This window comes from Actinomadura sp. WMMA1423 (assembly GCF_006547145.1).
Lineage (GTDB): Bacteria > Actinomycetota > Actinomycetes > Streptosporangiales > Streptosporangiaceae > Spirillospora.
In genome coordinates, this window is record NZ_CP041244.1 from 2,231,009 (window position 1) to 2,251,144 (window position 20,136).

Here is a 20,136-nt window from a genome sequence, read left to right on the forward strand (position 1 = left end):
CGTCGCCCCGCCGTGTAAATGAAGCCTTACCCTGCCACGGCGGGCATCACACGATCAATCCTGCTCGTCCTCGGCGATCGCCTCGTCCCGCTCCCCCGGCTCGGTCTGCTCGGTGATCCAGGCGAGGTAGTCCATGCTGCCCGCCACCACCGGCGTGGCGATGATCTCCGGGGTGTCGTAGGAGTGCCCCTCGGTGATCAGGGAGGCCAGCTCGTCGAACCGGTCGGCGGACGTCTTGAAGAGCACCATCCACTCCTCCGCCGACTCGATCTCGCCCTCCCACCAGTAGGTGCTGGCGATCGGGCCCACCAGCTGCGCGCAGGCCGCGAGCCGCTCGGCGACCGCCGACCGGGCCAGCTCGGCCGCCTCGGCGCGGGAGTCGGTCGCGGTCGTCACCTGCACGTATGAGTGCGCCATGGCACGACTCCTTCCCGTTCACCGGCCGGGGCACGCACCCGGGTAGGCAAGTGTCAACGGGCCGGGCGGACGACGAGCGCGCTGCCGCCGCCGCGCCGGGTCGGCTCGGCGACCGCCTGGACGAGGCCGGGCCGCAGGAACTCCAGCCCGGTGGCGGCTCCGATCACGCCCTGCGGCGGGCCGGGGAACAGCTCCAGCCGGTGGCCGCGGGCCGCGAGGTCGCGCCCGTACCGGTCGATGAACCCCTGCTCGGCGAACACCTGCGGGGTGTTGCGCTGCGTCGCGCGCGGGGCGGCGAGCGCGGTGGGCAGGTCCATGCCGAGGTCGAGGCGGTTCATCAGGATCTGCAGCACCGTGGTGATGATCGTCGAACCGCCGGGCGTGCCCACCGCGAGCATCGGGCGCCCGTCCTTGAGCACGAGGGTCGGCGACATGCTGCTGCGCGGCCGCTTGTGCGGGCCGGGCAGGTTCGGGTCGGACGGCTGGCCCGGCGCCGGCGGCTGGAAGGAGAAGTCGGTCAGCTCGTTGTTCAGCAGGAACCCGCGTCCCGGGACGGTGATGCCGCTGCCGCCGAACTGCTCGATCGACAGCGTGTAGGACACGACGTCCCCCCACTTGTCGGCGACGACGAGGTGGGTGGTCTGCGGGCCCTCGAACGCCAGCGCCCTGGTCTGGGTGCCCGCCGGGACGCACGGCTCGTAGCGCCCGTCGGGCGAACCGGGGGCGACCGGCGCGGCGGCGGCCTGGTCCGGCTTGATCTGGCAGGCGCGCTCGCGGGCGAACCCGGGGGAGAGCAGCTCCTCCAGCGGCACGTCGACCTTGTCGGCGTCGCCGACGTAGCGGCCGCGGTCGGCGTAGGCGAGCTTGGACGCCTCCAGGTAGTAGTGCAGGGCCGTCACCGGGTCGCGCGGGTCGAGCCGGAAGTTGCCGAGGATGTTGAGGGCCTCCCCGACCGTGGAGCCTCCGGACGACGACGGCGGCATGCCGTACACGTCCGCTCCCCGGTAGGAGACGTGGGTGGGCTTGCGGGGCACCGCCCGGTAGGCGGCGAGGTCGCCGCGCTCCATCAGGCCGGGGCGCACGTTCCGGGTCGCCTTCGGGTCCACCGGCGGCCTGGCCACCGTCCGGGCGATCTCCTCGCCGAGCCCGCCCCGGTAGAACCAGTCCGGGCCGCGCCTCGCCAGCTGCCGGTAGGTGCCGGCGAGGTCGGGGTTGCGGAACACCGAGCCGACCTCGGGCACCTTCCCGCCGGGCAGGAACAGCTCGCGGGTCGGGGCGATGTCGCGGAAGCGCGCCTCGTTCACCGCGGTCTGGTCGTGGAACTCCTGGTCGACGACGAAGCCCCGGTCGGCCACCCTGATCGCCGGACGCAGCAGGGTGCCGAGGTCGCGGGTGCCGAAGCTGCGCAGCGCGAGGTCCCACTGGGCGAGGGTGCCGGGCACGCCGACGCTCAGCCCGCTGGTGACGGCCTGGTCGAACGGCAGCGGCTTGCCGGTCGCCGGGTCGACGAAGGAGTCGGGCCGCATCCGCTTCGGCGCGAACTCGCGGCCGTCGAAGGTGTGGACGCGGCGCGTCCTCGCGTCGTAGTAGGTGATGTACCCGCCGCCGCCGATGGCCGAGACGTACGGCTCGGTGACCCCGAGCGTCGCGGCGGACGCGACCGCGGCGTCCATCGCGTTGCCGCCGCGCCTGAGGACCTCCAGGGCCGTCCGGCTGGCGTCCGGGTCGACGGTGGAGACCGCTCCGCCGAACCCGGTCGCGACCGGGTTCTTGGCCGGCGCCGGGCGCCCCGGCGCGGGCCTCGGGGCCGGCGCGGCGCCCGCGGCGACCGGGACGGTGAGGGACGCGGCGACCGTCAGCGCGGCCACGACGGCCGTGCGGCGCCGGGTCCGCGCCCGCGGCGCCGGCGTGCGGGACGGGGGCGACGCCTGCGTGGGCGACGACGCTTGCGAGGGCGACGGGGAGCGCAACACCGGACCTCCAGACGAACGCGGCGTCCCTACGTTGTCATCGATCTTCGGCCCGCGCCACCGTCCGGGTCGGCCGACCCCGGTCGCGCCCCGTCCGGACGGCCCATGCGCCCTAAAGATCATTAAGCGCTTTCCCCATTGGAAATGAGGCGTATTCGCTCGGAACGCTCCACCAGAAAGGGATTCGGCCTCCATGTGCCGAGCGTGAGGGGCCCTGCACGTCGTCGACCTGCGGTTTGGCAGGATCCGCCAACGGCTCGACTACAGGAAACACCTACAAAACGTTGCTATTTTGCCCATACTTGGTGAATTCTTAGGGGCTTCGACAAGCCGTCACCTCGCGAACAGCGGCGCGGGTTCAGGCCTTGAGGGACCCACCTATGACCTTGGACATGCGCATGCGCAACAACATGTTCCGCCGGCTGCCCGTGGAGCAGGCGACCGGCCGGCTCTACGGCGGACGGCACCGGCTCCGCGTGGTCTACCGGACCCGCGATCTCGTGGTGCTCGGACTCGGCGTCATGATCGGATCGGGCATCTTCAAGATCGCCGGCGAGCAGGCGTCCTCCACCGCCGGGCCCGGCGTGCTCGTGTCGTTCCTCATCGCGGGCGGCGTGTGCGTGCTGGCGGCGCTCGCCTTCGCCGAGCTCTCCTCGATCATCCCGGTCGCGGGCAGCGCCTACTCCTTCAGCTACGTCGCCTTCGGCGAGGTCTGGGCCTGGGTCGTCGGCTGGGCCCTGATCATGGAGCTGCTGCTGGCCGCGTCGGTGCTCGCGCGGGTCTGGTCGCTGTACGCGACGCAGGCCCTGCACGACTTCGGGGTCCCGATCCCCGGCTGGCTCGGCGAGCTGATCGGGCAGCAGAAGGGGCCGGACCTGTTCGCGCTCGGCATCCTGCTGCTGGTGGTCCTGATGCTCGCCAGCGGCAGCCGGCTGAGCCTGAAGTCCCTGTGGTTCATGGTGATGGCCAAGGTCATCGTGATCGGGCTCGTGATCGCGACCGCGCTGAAGTTCTTCCACCCCGGCAACCTCACCCCGTTCCTGCCCCCGTCCCGGCCCGCGCCCGAGGGCGGCAAGACGGTGCTGGACGCGGTGCTGGGCGCGTTCGGCGGCGGCACCCCGCACGTCTTCGGGACCTGGGGCATGCTCGCGGCGGCGCCCGCGATCGCGTTCGCCTACATCGGGTTCGACCTGATCGCGACGGCGTCGGAGGAGACCGACGACGCGCCGCGCAAGGTCCCCCGCGGGATCCTCACCGCCCTGGTCACCGCGATCGTGCTGTACGTGGCCGTCGCGTTCGCGCTGGTCGGCATGATGGGGATGGACGGCATCGCCAAGCTGAACTCCGACAAGCTGCTGCTCGCCGCGGCGTTCGACTCGGTCGGCGCCGGCGCGATGGGCAAGATCGTCGACGTCGGCGCGATGCTCGCCCTGACCACCGTGATCCTGGTGCTGATGATCAGCCTGACCCGGGTCGTGTTCTCCATCTCGCGGGACGGCCTGCTCCCGCGCCCCCTGGCCGCGATGAGCCGCTACAAGGTGCCCTCCCGCGCCACGCTCATCGCCGGCGGCGCGGCGGTGGTGATGTCGCAGACGATCGACGTGCTCACGCTGGAGCAGCTCGTCGTGATCGGCTCGCTGTTCGCGTTCCTGTTCGTCGCGGCGGCGGTGCTGGCGCTGCGCCGCTCGCAGCCCCACCTGCACCGGCCGTTCCGGATGCCCGCGGCGCCGCTGGTCGTCCTCGTGACGATCGTCGCGGTCGGCTGGCTGATGCTGAACCTGAACGTGCGGACGTGGGGGTACTTCGCCGTCTGGATGGCGGTCGGGCTCGTCCTCTACCTCCTCTACGGGCGCCGCAAGAGCCAGATGAAGCTGCTCCTGGACGCGCCGCCCGAGCGCCCGGCCGCCGCGCGCCTCGCCCCTGCCCCGCCCCCCGGCATGGCCCCTCCCCCCGGCATGGCGCCGCCCCCCGGCGCGCGGGACCCCTTCGCCGCCCCCGGGCCGTACGGGACGGGACCCTGGCAGGCCGAGTGGCGGGCCGGGCCGCCGGAGAGCCCCTACCCGACCGGCCGTTACTCGACGGGACGGCAGCCGGGCGGCCAGTTCGCCCGCGACCCCCGCCCCGGCGAGCCGCACCCGCCCGCTCCGGACGACCCGTACGCGCTCGACCCGGGCGTGCCGGACCCCTACTCGTCCGGCGGCCACCCCGCCGGGGGCCGCGACTCCGGCGGCCACCGGGGCGGTCCGTACGGCCCGCCCCGCGGGCCCGGCCAGGGCGGGGAGCACCACGAGCCCCCGCACGGCGGCCGGCACCGGCGCTGACGAGGCCGGACCCGAGAACTTCAATCTTGTGAAGTTCCGCCGAACGGCGGACCCGCCGGGCACCTGAGGACGTCTCGACCGAGGGCGTCGCCCCCTTCCCGGGGGGCGGCGCCCTCGTTCCGTCTCCCGCAGCGGGCTGGACAGCGGCCGCCGTCGGGGTTATGTTCTTCTCATACCGAGATGAACTCAACCTGAGACTTACTCACCCCGAGATCGACGGGAGGAAGCGGATGGCCCCCGAGCCGAGGCGCGACGAGAGCGAGTTCCTCGCGAACTACGATCCGCACGACTACGACCCGGTCGCCGTGACGGTGGACGTGGTCGCGCTCACCATCCGCGACGGGGCCCTCCACGTCCTGCTGGTGCGGCGGGGGCACGCCCCCTACGAAGGGATGTGGGCGCTGCCCGGCGGGTTCGTCCAGGCGGGCGGCCCGCTCCAGGGCACCGACGCCGAGGACCTGCCCGACGCGGCCGTCCGGGAACTGGCCGAGGAGACCGGGCTCAGCGCCAAGGGCGGGATGCTCGGCCGCGTCCACCTGGAGCAGCTCGGCACCTACGGCTCCCCCGGCCGCGACCCGCGGATGCGCGTCATCTCCGTCGCCCACCTGGCGTTCGCGCCCGAACTGCCGGACCCCGAGGCGGGCGGCGACGCCGCCGACGCCGCGTGGGTCCCGGTGGACGCGCTGGGCCTGACCGAGTCCGGGGACCAGCGCCCTGGCACCACCCGCCGGCTGGCGTTCGACCACGCGCGGATCCTGTCGGACGGGCTGGAGCGGGCCCGCGGGAAGCTGGAGTACACGCCGCTCGCCACGGCGTTCTGCGGCGGCGAGTTCACCATCCCCGAACTGCGCTCGGTGTACGAGGCGGTGTGGGGCGAGGAGCTGCACGCGGGGAACTTCCACCGCAAGGTCCTGTCGGTGCCCGGGTTCGTGGAGAGCACCGGTGCGACGTCCGACCGCGGCGGCAGGCGCGGCGGCCCGCGCCCCCGCCTGTACCGCGCGGGCGACGCCCGCCTCCTGCACCCCGCCCTCCTGCGGCCCAGTCGCGAGGAGGAGATCAGATGAGCGGAGCGAACCGGGGGGCGTGGGGGGTCGCCCCCCCACAGGAGGCACAGATGAGCGGAGCGAACCGGGGGGCGTGGGGGGTCGCCCCCCCACAGGAGGCACAGATGAGCGAAGCGAACCGGGGGGCGTGGGGGGGTCGCCCCCCACAGGAGGCACAGATGAGCGTCGGTGAGTTGGAGGAGGCGCTGGCGCGGGTCGACCGGGCGCGCGGGCCCGCGGACCTGTTCGGCGACGACGATGCGGAGGCGGTGCGGCGCTACCGGCGGCTGGCCCGGCTCGTCCACCCCGACGCCACCGCCGGCCGGACCCGGGAGGCGTTCGTCAGGCTGACCTCGCTCTGGCGCGCCTACAACCGCGGCGACGAGACGCTGATCACCACGCGCCGCCACGCCTACCGGCTGGAGGGCGACCCCGCCGGCGGCGACCTCGCGCTGCTGTACGCGGCGCGTCCGGAGCCCGGACGCGAGGTGCTGCTGAAGATGCCGCGCGACCCGGCCGACGGCGACCTGCTCGAACGCGAGGCCGTGGCGCTGCGCCAGCTCCCCAAGGACGGCGAGGCCCGGTTCCTGCCGTACGTCCCGCGGCTGGTCGAGTCGTTCCGGCACCGGGACGCCGCCACCGGGACGCAGCGGCAGGTCAACGTGATCGAGGCGCTGGACGGCTTCCACACCCTCGCCGAGGTCCGGCGCGCCCACCCCGGCGGCGTCGACCCCCGCGACGCGGCCTGGATGTGGCGGCGGCTGCTGGCGGGCCTCGGCTTCGCCCACCGCGCGGGCGTCCTGCACGGCGCGGTGCTCCCCGACCACGTGATGATCCATCCGGAGGAGCACGGCCTGGTCCTGGTCGACTGGTGCTACTCCGTCCCCGGCTGCTACGCGCACACCGACCCCTCGGGCCGGGTCCCGGCGATGGTCGACCGGTACGCCGGCTGGTACCCGCCCGAGGTGCCGGGACGGCGGCCGGCGAGCCCGGCGACCGACATCTTCATGGCCACCCGGTGCATGACCGACCTGATGGGCGACAAGGCCCCGAAGGCGATGCGCTCGTTCGCGCGCGGCTGCACGCTGCCGGCGCAGAACCGGCGCCCCGCCGACGCCTGGCGGCTGCTGGCCGAGCTCGACGAGCTGCTGGAGCGGCTCTACGGCCCGCGCCGCTTCCGCCCCTTCCACCTGCCCGCCACCCGCTGAAGGAGACAGATCATGGGAAGCGGAAACTGGTCCACCGACGTCTACGCCGCCCGCGCGAGCTACCGCGCGTCCACCGGCGCCAGCGCGTTCGCCTACTCCGACGGCGGCGCCACCTCCGTCCACCCCGACCTCGACCCGCGCGGCGTGACCGCCCGGGAGAGCCGGGACTCAGGCGACCACCCCGAGTCGCTCGCGATCGGCGTGCTGTTCGACGTGACCGGCTCGATGGGCACCGTGCCGCGGACCCTGCAGTCCAAGCTCCCCGACCTGCTCGGGCTGCTGCTGCGCAAGGGGTACGTCGAGCACCCGCACATCCTGTTCGGAGCGGTCGGCGACGCGACCTGCGACCGGGCGCCGCTGCAGATCGGGCAGTTCGAGGCCGACAACCGCATGGACGACGACCTCGGCAAGATCCTCCTCGAGGGCGGGGGCGGCGGCCAGATGCGCGAGTCCTACGAGCTGGCCATGTACTTCATGGCGCGGCACACCTCGATCGACTGCTTCGACAAGCGGGGGAAGCGCGGCTACCTGTTCATGATCGGGGACGAGCTGGCCTACCCGAAGGCGAAGCGGCGCGAGATCGCCGCGGTGATCGGCGGCGAGCCTGACGAGGACGTCCCGATCGCCGAACTCGTCCGCGAACTGCAGCGCAGGTACGACGTGTACTTCATCATCCCGGAGGGCGCCTACCATTCCGGCAGCCGCGAGCTGAAGGACTTCTGGCAGGGGCTGCTCGGCCAGAACGTGCTCTACCTGGACGACCTGGACGCGGTCTGCGAGACGATCGCGCTGACGATCGGGCTCGCCGAGGACGCCATCGACCTCGGCGAGGGCCTGGAGCACCTGGCGGAGGCCGGATCGGACGCCGGCGAGTCGGTGTCGCGGGCGCTCGCCCGGCTGGACGCCGCACGCGCCCCGGTCGCGGTCTCCTCCACGCCGCCAGGCCTGGACTCCGCCGGCCCGTCCGCGACGACCCGCCTCTGACCATGGGCTACATGATCGTCGTCGACCTCGGCTACGGCGACGCGGGCAAGGGCACGGTGGTCGACCACCTCTGCCGCACCGGCGCGCCCCCCGCGGGCCCCGGCTCGCCCGCGCCCCTCAGGGGCCGTCTCCCCATGGAGAAGGTCACGGCGGTCGTGCGGTTCAACGGCGGCGCACAGGCGGCGCACAACGTCGTCGCCCCGGACGGGCGGCACCACACCTTCGCCCAGTTCGGCTCGGGCACGTTCGTGCCGGGCGTCCGGACGCACCTGTCGCGCTTCATGCTCGTCGACCCGCTGGCGCTCGCGGCCGAGGCCGACCACCTGCGGGCGGTCGGCGTCCCGGACGCGCTCGACCGGCTCACCGTCGACCGGGACGCCCTGCTGACGACGCCCTACCACCGGGCCGCCAACCGCGCGAGGGAGTCGGCGCGCGGCGCGGCCCGGCACGGGTCGTGCGGGATGGGCATCGGCGAGACCGCGTCCTACGCCCTGGAGCACGGCGACGCGCCGCGGGCGGGCGACTGCCTGTCGCCCGCCCGGTTGCGGCGCCGCCTCGCCGCCGTCCGCGACTGGTACCTGGCGGCGTTCCCCGGCGGCGAGGACGTCCCGGACGCCGGGGCCTGCGCCGACGCGTTCACGGCTTTCGCCGAGCGGGTGCGCATCGTCGGCCCCGGCCACCTGCGCGCCCTGCTCCGCAGCGGGAACGTGGTGTTCGAGGGCGCCCAGGGCGTGCTGCTGGACGAGTGGCACGGCTTCCACCCGTACACGACGTGGTCGACCACGACGTTCGCCAACGCCGAGACGCTGCTGGCCGAGGCCGGCGCGTCCGCGACGCGCCTCGGGGTGCTGCGCGCGTACGCGACGCGCCACGGCCCCGGCCCGTTCGTCACCGAGGACCCGGCGCTGACCGCGGACCTCCCCGATCCGCACAACGGCACGGGACGCTGGCAGGGCGCGTTCCGCGTCGGACACCTCGACGCCGTCGCCCTCCGGTACGCGCTGGAGGTGGCGGGCGGCGTGGACGGCCTGGCGGTCACGCACCTGGATGTAGCGGGGGCACGTCCAGACCTGCGCGTCTGCCGCTCCTACGAGATGGACGGCGAACGCGTCGGGCGCCTGGAGACAGGACCGCCCGACCTGGACCGCCAGGCCGCCCTCACCCGCCGCCTCCTGGCGGCGCGCCCCGTCTACGCCCCGCTCGGCGACCCCGTGGACACGATCGAGGGCGCGCTGGGCGCGCCCGTCGTCCTGCGGTCGTACGGCCCCACCTCAGCCGACAAGAGGGCTGACCACTTCTGGACACCCATTGACCTGAGCGTTCGCTGAGACCAAGATCCCGCTAACGCCGCGGATCTCCGGAGGTGGACGTTGCGTCTCCCCCAGCGCACCCTGTCGGCCCTCGCGGCGCTCGCCGCGTCGGCCGCGCTGCTGACCGGCCCGGCCGCCGCGCCGCCGGCCGCGGCCCAGACCGGCGACGGCTGCGACCCGATCGACCCGGCCGCGTGCCTGCTGCCGTTCCCGAACGACTGGCACACGGTCGCCGACGGCGGGACGGCCACCGGCCGCCGCGTCCACCTGACCACGACCTTGAAGAACTCGCTCGGCGTTCCCGTGTCGCCGGGCGAGTGGAACCGCTCGGACGGCTTCTCCCCCGGCTCCATGCTGCTCAGCCGGGTCCCCGGCCTCGACCTCGCCCGCACCGGCGCCGCGCCCGTCACCGACATCGGCGCCTCGCTGCGCGACGACGCCCCGATCGTCATCGTCGACACCGCGACGGGCGAGCGCTGGCCGTACTGGGCGGAACTGGACGCGAACGCGCCCGCCGACCGCCGGGCGCTGATCGTCCGCCCGGCCCGCAACTTCCGCGAGGGCCACCGCTACGCCGTCGCGCTGCGCAACCTGCGCGACGCGTCGGGGAACCCGATCGGGCCGAACGCCTCCTTCGCCAAGATCCTCGGACCGGACCTGCCGCCCGGCGACCCGCTCGCGGCGCGCCAGCGCGAGGAGAAGCGGGTCCTCTCCGCGCTCCAGGCCCGCGGGGTGGGCAGGGACGGCCTCTACCTCGCCTGGGACTTCACCGTCGCGAGCCGCCAGAGCCTCACGGGCCCCGTGCTCCACATGCGCGACGACGCGCTGCGCGGCCTCGGCGACCGCTCCCCGTCGTTCCTCGTCACGCAGGTGACCGACGACGTGGACGACAAGATCGCCCGCGAGGTGAAGGGGGTCGTCTGGGCCCCGAGCTACCTCGACCAGTACGGCGGGGTGCCCGGCTCGTCCCTGCACCGCGGCGCGGACGGCCTGCCCTCGCGGCTGCCGGGCAACTCCCAGGCGGTCCCGTTCCAGTGCGAGATCCCGCGCTCGGCGCTCACCCGGCCCGCGCGCCCCGCCCTCTACGGGCACGGGCTGCTCGGCGGCGAGGGAGAGGTCGACGCGGGCAACGTCAAGGCGATGGCCGCCGAGCACGGCTTCGTGTTCTGCGCGACCAAGTGGATCGGCATGGCGGACGAGGACGTCCCGAACGTGGTCTCCGCGCTCGCCGACCTCACCCGCTTCCGGACGGTCGCGGACCGCCTCCAGCAGAGCCTCGTGAACTTCACCTTCCTCGGGCGCGCGATGACCCGCGGGTTCGCCGGGAACAAGGCGTTCCAGAACGGCGCGGGCGCGCCCCTGATCGACACCGGGGCCGAGCTCACCTACGACGGCAACAGCCAGGGCGGCATCATGGGCGGCGCGCTCACCGCCGTCTCGCCCGACATCCGGCGCGCCGTCCTCGGCGTCCCGGCGATGAACTACAGCACGCTGCTCAACCGCAGCGCCGACTTCCCCCAGTACGCGAAGGTCCTCGACCTGTTCTACCCGGACCGGCTCGACCAGCAGATCGGTCTCGCGCTGATCCAGATGCTGTGGGACCGCGGCGAGGCCAACGGCTACGCCTGGCACATGACCGACGATCCGCTCCCGAACACGCCGGAGCACCGTGTCCTGATGCACGTGGCCTTCGGCGACCACCAGGTCGCCCCGGTCGCCGCCGAGGTCGAGGCGCGCACCATCGGCGCCCGCGTCCACGCTCCCACGGTCGTCCCTGGGCGCTCCCCGGACAAGGCGCCCTACTGGGGGATCCCGACGTTCGGCTCGTCGCACGACGGATCCGCGATGGTCGTGTGGGACAGCGGCTCGCCGGTCCCGCCGCTCACGAACACGCCTCCGACCGAGGGCCGCGACCCCCACTCGGATCCGCGCAGCAACGCCGAGGCCCGCCGGCAGAAGGCGGTGTTCCTCACGACCGGCGCCGTCGTGGACGTCTGCGGCGGGGGCCCCTGCGTGATCACGCCCTGACCCGGACCTGAGATGATCGGAAGCATGCTCCAGGTCTGCCCGAACGGAAGCCGGACCGACGGCGTGCCGACGTCCCCGGAGGAGATCGCCGCCGCGGTCCGGGCCGCCGCCGACGTGGGCGCGGAGGACGCCCACCTGCACCCGAAGGACGACGCGGGCGCCGACACGCTGCACGCGCCCCGCGTCGCCGAGACCGTCGCCGCCGTCCGCGCCGCCGTCCCGTCGATGCCCGTCGGCGTGACCACCGGCGCCTGGGCCGCGCCCGACCCGGTCGAGCGCGCCGCGCTGGTGCGCTCCTGGACCGTCCTCCCCGACCACGCGTCGGTGAACTTCCACGAGGAGGGCGCCGAGCTGGTCGCCGAGGCGCTCTTCGAGCGCGGCGTCGCGATCGAGGCCGGCATCTTCTCCGGCACCGACGCGGTCGAGCGGTTCCTGGGCTGGCCGCACGCCCACCACGTGCTGCGCATCCTCGCGGAGGTCACCGACACCGACCCGGAGACGGCGACCGACACCGCCAAGGCGCTCCTGCACGACCTCGGGTCCCGGCTGTCGCGCCCGATCCTGCTGCACGGCGAGGAGGGCGGCGCCTGGCCGGTGCTGCGGCTCGCCGCCCGGCTGAACCTCGACGTCCGCATCGGGCTGGAGGACACCCTCGAACTGCCCGACGGCTCGCCCGCCGGCGACAACGCCGTCCTGATCCAGACGGCCCGCGCCCTCATTCCCTAGGGCCGGCGGGCGACATCAGGAGCGCGGGTTGTGGCCCGCGGCGTCGAGGCGCGCCCAGTCGGCCTCCCACAACTCGTCGCGGTGCCGGTCGCAGCGGCGGCGGACGAGGGCGTACGCGCACAGGAGGGGGACCGCGCAGCCGAGCACGGTGGCGCCGCCCGCGTACGCGGCGTCGGTGACGGTGCGGCTGTGGGCGCGGGGCCGGACGGTCGGCTCGCCCTGCCGGTCCACCCAGATGGTCCGGTGCGCGCCGACCTTGGCGTTCTTCCAGCTCGGCAGCGTCCCGACGTGGAGCCGGCCGTTCGCGCCCGGCCAGCTGGCCTGGACGGTCTCGTGGATGTAGCGGTCGCCGGAGGAGCCGATGCCGCCGGTCGAGGTGACCGTGGCGACGACCTGGCGGCGCTCCGCCCGCTCGGCCTGCTCGGCGCGGGTCCCCGCGGAGTAGGACCAGGCCGCGGTCCAGGCCGCGAGCGGCGGGGCGACGGCGAGCAGGAGCAGGAGCAGGACGAGGGCCGCCAGCCGCTGGACGCGGTCGACCGGGCGGCGCAGCTCGCTGCGCTCCAGGCCGAGCCGCCGGCGCAGCCTGGTGAGCGGCGTGTCTCCCGGGCCGATGCCGGACCTGCGCATCTGCGTTCACCTCCCCGGGTGTGCCCTCCCGGCAAGAGGCCTTTAGCCGTCCTTTCCCAGGATATTCCCGCGATCGTTGATCGGCACATCACCGGTGGCCGAATCATTTCCCATTTCAGGGCCGTTATAGCGGGCCGATGACCGAATCCGGCCATCGTCCCGGGGCCCGCGTTCCGGCGGTTTCCCGGTCCCGTGCGGCGCTCCGGTGGCCAGGGCGAGCAGCGCTCCCAGCAGGCACAGGCCGGCGGTGATCCAGAAAATCTCCTGGTATTCGGTCCGCAGCGCGTCCTGGAGCGCCGCATTGTAGATCTTCATCTGCCGCGCGAACTCGTCCTTGGACATCAGGAACGGCAGCGGCGGCTTCAGGTCGGCGGTGAGGGCGTGGAACCGGTGGAACCCCCACGCGGTCAGCGCGGAGATCCCGAGCAGCATCCCCATCATCCGCGCGACCACCACGGCCGCGGACGCGACGCCGTGCCGCGCCGCCGGGACGAACGCCAGCACCGCCGACGACACCGGCGCGATCACCAGGCCGAGCCCGAGGCCGGTCACCACGAGGTCGACGTCCATCCTCGGCAGCGGCCCGTACGACGCGCTCGCCAGGTCCGCGGGCCAGCCGGCGATCAGCAGGTAGCCGCCGGCGGCGACCGCCATCCCCGCGGCCATCGGCCACCGCTCCCCCACCCGGCGCGCCACCAGGCCGCCCGCCACCGCCGCGACGGGCAGCGCGACGAGGAAGCGCGTGAGCAGCAGCGCGCCGTCCGTCGCGTCCTTGTGCAGGACGGTCTGCGCGACCAGCACGACGTCCACCAGCGTCACCATCAGGGCGGCGCCCGACAGCAGGCTCACGCCGAGCGTCGCCAGCAGCGGCCCCCGCCGCACGCCCGACAGGTCGAGCAGCCGCGTCCTCGACCTGATCTCCCAGAGCACGAACAGCACCAGGACCACGGCGCCCGCGCCCAGCACCGGCAGGCCCCACGACGGCAGCGCCGCCTCCTGCGGCTCCGGGTTGTAGACGGCCACGACCAGCAGCCCGAGCCCGAGCGCCAGCAGCAGGCCGCCCACGACGTCCACACCGGGCCGCGCTTCCGGTGGGGAGTCGACCCCCCGCACCCCCCGGTTCGCTTCGCTCAGCCGCGCTTCCTGTGGGGAGTCGACCCCCCACACCCCCCGGTTCGCTTCGCTCATCTCAGGGCCGGCCCGCCGCCCGCCCGGCACCGCGACCTGCACCGCAGCCATCGCCACCGCCACGAGCGGCAGGTTGATCCAGAAGACCGCCCGCCAGTCGAGCGCCGCCGCGATCCCCGCCCCGTACAGCGGGCCCAGCACGCTCCCCAGCTCCTGCGCCGCGCCCACCGCGCCGAGCACGACCGGCCGCTGCCGCTCCTCCCAGAGGTCGCCCGCCAGCGCCATCGTCACCGGCAGCAGCGCGCCGCCCGCCACGCCCTGCACCACCCGGCCCGCCGTCAGCACCGGGACGCCGTGCGCCAGCGCCGTCACCACCGACCCGGCCGCGAAGAGCACCAGGCAGACCTGGAGGACCGGCCGGCGCCCGAACCTGTCCGACAGCTGCCCGAGCAGGGGCATCGCGGCCACGTACCCCAGCAGGAACCCCGTGAGGACCGGCGTCACCCGCTCCAGCCGGTTCACCGGGATGCCGAGGTCCTTGACGACCGGCAGCAGGATCGTCGTGACGACGTAGGCGTCCAGCGCGGCCAGCAGCACCACCGCGCCGCCGGCCCCGATCGCGACGCGGCGCCGCGCGCTCACCGCGGCGCGCTGATCTTGTAGGGCGCGTCGAACTCCGTGAACCTGATCACCACCGCGCCCTGACCCTTCGGGAACGCCCCCCGCACCTTGAGCAGCCGGTGGTCGGCCTTGGCCACCCACACCTGGCCGTCCATGTCCTCGTCGATGCCCGGGATCAGGCCCGCGATCTGCTCCTTGGGCAGTTTCGCGGCCACCCGGTAGGCCTCCTTGCCGTCGACCTTCTCCACCGCCTCGGGCGAGGGCTCGCGCGCCGACGACAGCAGCTTCGCGATCCCCCGCTGCGGGTCCAGCACCGCCGCCGGGTCGTACACGCTCGCCGCCAGGCTCTTCGGCAGCTTGCGCCAGCCGCCCGTCCCCGCGTCCAGGTAGATGCTGTCGCCGACCGCGACGACCTTCATCTCGACGTTCTGGCCCTGCTGCTCCACCGTCAGGGTCCCCTCGGCGTCGCCGCCGCGGAGCAGCTTCATGTCGCCGCTCTTCACCATCACCGGCGTCTTGCCTTCGGACTCCAGGGTGAACGCGACGCTCTTCAGCGCCCCCATGGCCTGCGAGGCCTGCCGGAGCGTCTGGGCGGCGTCGAAGTCCGCCTTCTTAGCGGGCCCGCCGGACCCGCCGTCGCAGGCGCCGGCGAAGACCAGCGCCAGCAGGACGGGCACGAGAGCGAGGATGCGTCTGGACATACGCGGGACCCTACCGACGGGTACCGGCGCCCGTCACTCGGTACAGGGTTTGACTTCCTCCTCCGCCTGAAGGCGGAGGGTCCCGGTGGTCGCCCACTGGGTTTCCTGCTTCGCCGACGACCGCCCCGTCCGGGAGGAACCCCGTTGAGGTCTTACACCGTCTCCACAGGCGGACACCGCCAGCCCGGCGGCCAGGATGTTGCGCGCCGCGTTCACATCGCGGTCATGGACACTGCCGCACTCGCACGTCCATTCGCGGACGTCCAGCGGCAGCTTCGCGTGGGTCGTGCCGCAGGTTCCGCACAGCTTGGTGGAGGGGAACCAGCGGTCGACCACGACCAGGTCGCGGCCGTACCAGGCGCACTTGTACTCCAGCATGCGGCGCAGTTCCCGCCACGCCGCGTCGGAGATGGCGCGGGCCAGCGTGTGGTTCTTGAGCATGTCGCCGACGGTGAGGTCTTCGATCACGACCGTTTGGTTCTCACGGACGAGACGGGTCGACAGCTTGTGCAGGAAGTCGCGGCGCCGGTCGGCGATCCGCGCGGGTACCCGGGCAACTTTGCGGCGCGCCTTGTCCCGGTTAACCGAACCGGGGGCTTTGCGGGACAAGCTGCGCTGTGCTTTGGCCAGGCGGGCGCGGTCCCGGCGCTCGTGCCGGGGGTTGGCGATCTTCTCCCCCGTGGACAGGGTCACCAGGGAGCTGATCCCGGCGTCGGTCCCGACCGCCGCGTCCGTGAAGGCAGCGGCGGGGATGGTGTCCTGGCAAAGGATCGAGACGAACCAGCGTCCGGCGCCGTCGCACGACACCGTTACCGTGCTCGGCTCCGACCCTTCAGGCAGGGGACGCGACCAGCGGACATCCAGCGACTCGGCCATCTTGGCCAGCGTCAGCCTCCCGTCACGCCAGGTGAAGGCGCTGCGGGTGTACTCGGCCGAGCAACGCGACCGCTTGCGCGACTTGAACCGCGGGTAGGCGGCACGCTTGGCGAAGAAGTTGGTGAACGCGGTTTGAAGGTGTCTCAGCGCCCGGCGGACGCCGAAACACCCCGCCATCCCCGACCTGCTCCACAAGAGCCCATTTCCTCCCTGCGTGGAGGCTGGGGCACTCTCGAAGAAGAACCGGTGACATCCCTCTCAGGTAGGAGATCGCGGTTCGCGGTGGCCGCCGTGAAACGCCCGCCGCTAGGATTGCAGCCGGCGGACGCCCCGGACGGTGCGGGGGACGCCTCGGGGCGGTAGCTCAGCTGGTCAGAGCAGGAGACTCATAATCTCCCGGTCGCGGGTTCGAGTCCCGCCCGCCCTACCTACCCGGCAGCGCCACATCCGCCGGCGACCGACCTGGCCGTGCGCGGCCGGACGGTGCGCGGCGCCCGGCCGCAGGCAAGATGACGCGCTCTGGAAAAGCCGGACCACCGAGTGACCTGCGAAAACTCCCCTACCATGGGACGTGGAGCCCGCCGATCTGCGAGGGGAGCATCATGACCAACATCGATGAGCCGGGCACCGAACAACTGCTCAATGTGGCTGCGAAGCTGCTCAGCGGCCTCGGCTACGACTCGGTCACCAACACGATGATCGCCGAGGCGTCCGGCATCGATCTCGCGGTGGTGACCGAACGGTACGGCGGTAAGCGCGACATCTACATGGCGGTCCTGCGTCGCGCCCACCGGCGGCGCATCGAGCGTATTCGAGCACTCGATGCCGTCTACACTCCGGACCTGAACGGCCTGACCCGGCTGCTGGACGAATACCTGGATCTGTGCATGGAGACCCCCGAGCTCGGGGCCTTGTGGATGCAGCGTTGGCTGTCCGACGCCGATGACATCCCCGGACTGGACACCATGTTCGGCGGTCCCGAACTCGGCCGGACCATAGAAATGGTACGCAAGGCCATCGCCGATGATCTGGATGCCGGGATGGTGATGCGCACACTCACCTATACCATCCTCGCTTTCTCCCAGAAAGGGATCGTTGACACCTCCGCGGTCCGCCACGAACCCACCGATCCGGCCACTTTGAAGAGATTTCGCGCGCATCTCCATCAGCTCGCCCGCCACCTCGTGGTCTGAAGTCCGGCCGCCCACATCGGGCGCCATGCCGGTGGTGACTCTTCGGCCCCCACCGACATGGCGGGACTCGGGCCGCTCGTACGCCTAGATGCGGGCCCCAGGAGGCCGGACGCCGACCCGGTAGTCGGCCACCCGCATGATCTCCTCGGCGTCATCGAGCGGGGGGTAGATGCGTTCCCGATTCGTGGTGATCTTGCGCTTCTTGGCGACCTCGCCGGTGCTCTGGACGGTTCGCTCCCAGCCGCTTGTGAGCACCGCGCCGGCAGCGCCGAGGTCGACGCAGGTGGCATAGGGCGCCGGGGCGAAGGGTGCGAGCGGAAGGCCGAGCAGGTCGGCAGCGGCGTTGTGACCGGCGAACTTTCCCAGCGGGATCGCGTGCTGGCAGGACTGCAGCACCAACTGGCCCGGCTCGGCGACGGCGGCGGCGGTATCGCCCGCCGCGAGGATCTCTGGAGCTTCCGGGACCTGGAGGTGCTCGTTCACGTAGAGGCGGCCAAGCCTGTCGCGCCGCCCTGGGACCTCCGCCGTGAGGGGACTGGCCTGCATCCCGGCCGTCCAGACGACGGTGTCCGCCGCGATCTGGTCGCCGTCCGTGAACGACACGAGGCCTGGCTCGACCGAAGCGATGCTCTGCCCGAGCCTCACCTCGATCCCCAATCGTTCGAGTGCGGAGACGATGACCGAGCGGGGGCCGGCGCCGAGGTCCGGGCCGACCTCATCGGCCAGTTCGACCAGGACCACTCGTGGACGATCAGCTGGTCCGGTCGAATGCGCAGCCAGCCGCCCGACGAGCTCGGTGGCCACCTCGAGTCCGGTGAAACCGGCTCCGACGACCACCGCGGTAAGGCGGCCCGGGCCTTCGGGCAAGCCTCGCAGGTGCTCGTCCAGACGGGCCGCGCTCTCGATGGTGTCGACGTCGTGGATCCGTTCGGCCCCGGGAACCCCGGCCGGGCGCAACCGGCTGCCGGCGGCCAGCACCAGTCGCTCGTACCCGAGCCTCTGTCGCCCTCCGTCTCGATCGGCCGCCGTGACCAGACCACCGGCCACGTCGAGACCGGTCACGGTGGCCTTCACGTGCCGCACCCCGATCGGCTCCAGGATGCGGTTCAGCGGCACTCGCATCCTGGCCGGGTCGGCCTCGTACAGTCGCGGTCGGATGACCAGATCATCACCGGGCGCTATGAGCGTGATGTCCAGCTTCGAGCCTGTCTCCTTGCGTACCTTGGCCGCGGCTGCCGCGCTCCACACTCCAGCGAAACCGCCACCGATGACGAGCAGGTCCACAATGATCGTTCCTTTCCTTGGGAGGGCCGTTCGCGGCACTGTGCGGGCTTGGCCTCCGCTGACCGCCAGGCACAGCGCGACGGGGGTCAAGCGGCGGATTCGGTCTCCTTCGCCAGCGGCGGAACCGGGACGCCGAGGTGCTGTCCCCCATCGATCTTCGGCGCCAGCCGGAACAGGACCAGCGCGGCGACCACGCTGATCGCACAGATACCGACGAGATAGAGGCTGACCAGGCGCGTCGTGTTCTCGATGGCGAACAGGGCAGTGGCGATCAGGGGAGCCGTCCCGCCGATCAGCGAACCGAGTCCGAGAATGATTCCCATGCCCGAATAGCGCGTCGCCGTCGGGAAGACATCGGCCATGATGCTGCCCTGAAGGGCATGGGAGATGGGGGTGGACAGGGCCATGCACGCGAACGCCGCGGCGGCGGCGCCGATCGTGCCGACATCGAATACGGGGAAGTATGCGGCGGCCGCGACCAGCAGCACGACGGAGCCGAACAGGAAGACCCGGCGGCGGCCGTAGCGATCCGCGACTCGCGACCAGAAGGGGATGGAGAGCAGCCACGCCACGCTGCCGAGGGTGATGCCCACGAGGAGCGACTGACGCTCGAGCCCCAGAGTGGTCGAGCCGTACGACAACGAGAAGACGGTGAAGACGTAGGAACAGGTCGCGGCGGCCATGACCATGAGGGTCGTGGCGATGATCTTCGGCCACTCCGTCCTGAGGGCGACCACCGCGGGCACCCGGACGATCTCGTCCCGGTCGCGCGCGTCCACGAAACTCGGTGACTCGGTGATTCGCAGTCGGACGAACAGTCCGACGAGCACGAGGATCGTGCTCGCGATGAACGGCACCCGCCAGACCCACGCCACGAACGCCTCATCGGACGAGAACGAGGTGGCTGCGAGGTAGGCGAGATTGGCCAGTACGAGCCCGGCCGGCACTCCCATCTGCGGGAGCCCGCCGAAAAGGTTGCTGCGCCCCTTCGGCGCGTGCTCCACGGACATGAGGACCGCGCCACTGCTCTCCCCGCCGAGGGCGATCCCTTGGACGAGTCGCAGGGTCACCAGCAGGATCGGCGCCCAGATGCCGATGGAATGGTAGGTGGGAAGCAGCCCGATCAAGGTCGAGGCCAGCCCCATCGTCACCAGCGAGATGACGAGGATGTTCTTCCGGCCCACCCGGTCGCCGAAATGGCCGAAGATGATTCCTCCGAAGGGCCGGGCGAAGAATCCGACCGCGAATGTCGCGAATGCGGCAAGCGTTCCGGACACGGGGCTGAGAGACGAGAAGATCTCTTTGCCGAAGACCAGCGCCGCCGCGGTGCCGTAGAGATAGAAGTCGTACCACTCCAGGGTGGTGCCGACCATGCTGGCGATGGCCACACGCTTCAGAGTGGGGGGTGTGTTCGTGGATTCGCCCGGGCCGCTGTTACCGACCATGACCTGTTCCCTTCGAGTTTCCGACGCCGTGGACTGGCAGTCCGCCCCTTTTCGCTTGTGACCGATCTTGATGTGTGAGCAAGTGTGCGACCTGGCGGTATGATGGTCAAATAACAAATTTCCTTATACCTATACCGATGCTGTTATATCTCACGGAACGACTCCGGCGGTGAAGGCCGAGCGAGGCGACCCTGGAGCCGCCGCCTGCGGCGGCCCGCGATGACGATCTTTCACGGGAGGCGCCACGGCGGTGG

Annotated in this window: 16 protein-coding genes and 1 tRNA gene; 9 read left to right on the plus strand and 8 right to left on the minus strand. The window is 72.4% G+C overall.

The window, feature by feature from the left end:
* Nucleotides 1-54: 54 nt before the first annotated feature.
* On the minus strand, nucleotides 55-417 hold the full coding sequence (gene cutA / locus FKD65_RS10335) for a divalent-cation tolerance protein CutA (RefSeq protein WP_141577245.1): 363 nt from the start codon (nucleotides 415-417) through the stop codon (nucleotides 55-57).
* A gap of 53 nt (nucleotides 418-470) precedes the next feature.
* Complete coding sequence (ggt, locus tag FKD65_RS10340) at nucleotides 471-2,390, minus strand: gamma-glutamyltransferase (RefSeq protein ID WP_240810068.1); 1,920 nt, start codon at nucleotides 2,388-2,390, stop codon at nucleotides 471-473.
* Nucleotides 2,391-2,767: 377 nt separating this feature from the next.
* Between ggt and FKD65_RS10345 the strand changes: the two genes are divergently transcribed.
* The 7 genes from FKD65_RS10345 to FKD65_RS10375 all read left to right on the plus strand — a co-directional run bounded on the left by FKD65_RS10345 (nucleotide 2,768) and on the right by FKD65_RS10375 (nucleotide 12,007).
* On the plus strand, nucleotides 2,768-4,708 hold the full coding sequence (locus FKD65_RS10345; RefSeq protein WP_240810069.1) for an amino acid permease: 1,941 nt from the start codon (nucleotides 2,768-2,770) through the stop codon (nucleotides 4,706-4,708).
* A 230-nt stretch (nucleotides 4,709-4,938) separates the two neighbouring features.
* The gene (locus tag FKD65_RS10350) at nucleotides 4,939-5,772 is read left to right on the plus strand and encodes an NUDIX domain-containing protein (RefSeq protein ID WP_141577247.1); all 834 of its coding nucleotides are present in this window, start codon (nucleotides 4,939-4,941) and stop codon (nucleotides 5,770-5,772) included.
* A gap of 158 nt (nucleotides 5,773-5,930) precedes the next feature.
* Nucleotides 5,931-6,959 carry a molecular chaperone DnaJ gene (locus tag FKD65_RS10355; protein ID WP_141577248.1) on the plus strand — a complete coding sequence of 343 codons (1,029 nt, stop codon included), beginning with the start codon at nucleotides 5,931-5,933 and terminating at the stop codon, nucleotides 6,957-6,959.
* Nucleotides 6,960-6,971: 12 nt separating this feature from the next.
* On the plus strand, nucleotides 6,972-7,943 hold the full coding sequence (locus FKD65_RS10360; protein WP_141577249.1) for a hypothetical protein: 972 nt from the start codon (nucleotides 6,972-6,974) through the stop codon (nucleotides 7,941-7,943).
* An 11-nt stretch (nucleotides 7,944-7,954) separates the two neighbouring features.
* Complete coding sequence (locus FKD65_RS10365; RefSeq protein WP_240810070.1) at nucleotides 7,955-9,271, plus strand: adenylosuccinate synthetase; 1,317 nt, start codon at nucleotides 7,955-7,957, stop codon at nucleotides 9,269-9,271.
* Nucleotides 9,272-9,313: 42 nt separating this feature from the next.
* Nucleotides 9,314-11,281 (plus strand): hypothetical protein, encoded by a 1,968-nt coding sequence (locus FKD65_RS10370; protein WP_240810071.1) that lies wholly within the window; start codon nucleotides 9,314-9,316, stop codon nucleotides 11,279-11,281.
* Between the two features lie 12 nt (nucleotides 11,282-11,293).
* Nucleotides 11,294-12,007: a 3-keto-5-aminohexanoate cleavage protein gene (locus FKD65_RS10375; RefSeq protein ID WP_205718622.1), complete on the plus strand. Its 714-nt coding sequence runs from the start codon at nucleotides 11,294-11,296 to the stop codon at nucleotides 12,005-12,007.
* Between the two features lie 15 nt (nucleotides 12,008-12,022).
* On the opposite strand, the gene FKD65_RS10380 is transcribed toward FKD65_RS10375, so the two are convergent.
* The 4 genes from FKD65_RS10380 to FKD65_RS10395 are packed head-to-tail and all read right to left on the minus strand — an operon-like array spanning nucleotide 12,023 to nucleotide 16,137.
* Nucleotides 12,023-12,634: a hypothetical protein gene (locus FKD65_RS10380; protein WP_141577251.1), complete on the minus strand. Its 612-nt coding sequence runs from the start codon at nucleotides 12,632-12,634 to the stop codon at nucleotides 12,023-12,025.
* A 42-nt stretch (nucleotides 12,635-12,676) separates the two neighbouring features.
* Entirely contained in the window at nucleotides 12,677-14,404 is a 1,728-nt protein-coding gene (locus FKD65_RS10385) for an MFS transporter (RefSeq protein ID WP_141577252.1), read from the minus strand.
* Nucleotides 14,401-15,084, minus strand: a complete 684-nt coding sequence (locus FKD65_RS10390; RefSeq protein ID WP_141577253.1) for an LppX_LprAFG lipoprotein — start codon at nucleotides 15,082-15,084, stop codon at nucleotides 14,401-14,403. Before FKD65_RS10390 ends, FKD65_RS10385 begins: the two co-directional genes overlap by 4 nt.
* 33 nt (nucleotides 15,085-15,117) lie before the next feature.
* Entirely contained in the window at nucleotides 15,118-16,137 is a 1,020-nt protein-coding gene (locus tag FKD65_RS10395) for a transposase (protein WP_240810072.1), read from the minus strand.
* A gap of 176 nt (nucleotides 16,138-16,313) precedes the next feature.
* Here FKD65_RS10395 and FKD65_RS10400 point away from each other — a divergent pair.
* Together FKD65_RS10400 and FKD65_RS10405 are read left to right on the plus strand one after the other, a co-directional pair.
* Nucleotides 16,314-16,387, plus strand: a tRNA-Ile gene (locus FKD65_RS10400).
* A 175-nt stretch (nucleotides 16,388-16,562) separates the two neighbouring features.
* Nucleotides 16,563-17,153, plus strand: a complete 591-nt coding sequence (locus FKD65_RS10405) for a TetR/AcrR family transcriptional regulator (RefSeq protein WP_141577254.1) — start codon at nucleotides 16,563-16,565, stop codon at nucleotides 17,151-17,153.
* 84 nt (nucleotides 17,154-17,237) lie between these two features.
* Here the strand turns inward: FKD65_RS10405 and FKD65_RS10410 are convergent, their stop codons facing one another.
* Entirely contained in the window at nucleotides 17,238-18,437 is a 1,200-nt protein-coding gene (locus tag FKD65_RS10410; RefSeq protein ID WP_205718623.1) for an NAD(P)/FAD-dependent oxidoreductase, read from the minus strand.
* 86 nt (nucleotides 18,438-18,523) lie between these two features.
* Entirely contained in the window at nucleotides 18,524-19,825 is a 1,302-nt protein-coding gene (locus tag FKD65_RS10415; RefSeq protein ID WP_205718624.1) for an MFS transporter, read from the minus strand.
* Nucleotides 19,826-20,136 lie beyond the last annotated feature (311 nt).

Coding starts and splice junctions, on each gene's coding strand:
- cutA (WP_141577245.1), bottom strand. CDS start 417: ATGGCGCACTCATACGTGCAGGTGACGACCGCGACCGACTCCCGCGCC.
- FKD65_RS10345 (WP_240810069.1), top strand. CDS start 2,768: ATGACCTTGGACATGCGCATGCGCAACAACATGTTCCGCCGGCTGCCC.
- FKD65_RS10350 (WP_141577247.1), top strand. CDS start 4,939: ATGGCCCCCGAGCCGAGGCGCGACGAGAGCGAGTTCCTCGCGAACTAC.
- FKD65_RS10355 (WP_141577248.1), top strand. CDS start 5,931: ATGAGCGTCGGTGAGTTGGAGGAGGCGCTGGCGCGGGTCGACCGGGCG.
- FKD65_RS10360 (WP_141577249.1), top strand. CDS start 6,972: ATGGGAAGCGGAAACTGGTCCACCGACGTCTACGCCGCCCGCGCGAGC.
- FKD65_RS10365 (WP_240810070.1), top strand. CDS start 7,955: ATGATCGTCGTCGACCTCGGCTACGGCGACGCGGGCAAGGGCACGGTG.
- FKD65_RS10375 (WP_205718622.1), top strand. CDS start 11,294: ATGATCGGAAGCATGCTCCAGGTCTGCCCGAACGGAAGCCGGACCGAC.
- FKD65_RS10380 (WP_141577251.1), bottom strand. CDS start 12,634: ATGCGCAGGTCCGGCATCGGCCCGGGAGACACGCCGCTCACCAGGCTG.
- FKD65_RS10390 (WP_141577253.1), bottom strand. CDS start 15,084: ATGTCCAGACGCATCCTCGCTCTCGTGCCCGTCCTGCTGGCGCTGGTC.
- FKD65_RS10395 (WP_240810072.1), bottom strand. CDS start 16,137: ATGGCGGGGTGTTTCGGCGTCCGCCGGGCGCTGAGACACCTTCAAACC.
- FKD65_RS10405 (WP_141577254.1), top strand. CDS start 16,563: ATGACCAACATCGATGAGCCGGGCACCGAACAACTGCTCAATGTGGCT.